The organism is Actinomadura rugatobispora (genome assembly GCF_042656285.1).
Taxonomy (GTDB): Bacteria; Actinomycetota; Actinomycetes; order Streptosporangiales; family Streptosporangiaceae; genus Spirillospora; species Spirillospora rugatobispora.
Genome location: NZ_JBHSON010000339.1, coordinates 1 through 503 on the forward strand (window position 1 = coordinate 1; position 503 = coordinate 503).

The 503-nt window shown below is 48.1% G+C and carries 1 protein-coding gene; it reads left to right on the forward strand.

Translation table 11 applies throughout. The features are described 5' to 3' along the window. Positions 1-47: 47 nt before the first annotated feature. A complete protein-coding gene (locus tag ACFPZN_RS56705; RefSeq protein WP_001140599.1) occupies positions 48-476 on the forward strand; it encodes a hypothetical protein in 429 nt (142 codons plus the stop codon). The last annotated feature ends 27 nt before the right edge of the window (positions 477-503 follow it).

Here is a 503-nt window from a genome sequence, read left to right on the forward strand (position 1 = left end):
GTGAGAAATTACACACCTTTCACACCCGATAAAATCAGGGGTATACAGTGGCGAAAACATTGCTCAACCTTTCACAGGCAGCACAAGCCGCGGGCATTACCAGAAGAACGCTATACAATCATGTAAAACAGGGAAAGGTTACCGTGTCACGTGACGGGAAAAACAACCCTGTCGTGGATGTGTCAGAACTGATCCGTGTATACGGAAATGTGAATATCCCTGAGAAACAAATTCCCGGCATTTCACACCGTGAAAATACACAAAAAAATTTCCCACAGGAACAGCTTCTGGCAATGCAAAAGGAACTGGCCGATCTCCGGCAGGCTGTCACCCTGATGCTGGAAGATAAAACATCCCGGGAAGAAGAACGCCGCCAGCACGATGATGAGCGCCGGAAACTCCAGGCCGAAGTGGACAGATTGACAACAGAACTGACACAGAAGAAAAAACGCTTCTGGTCCGGCTGGTTTAGCTGAGAACTTACCGAAGGGAATGGAGAACAT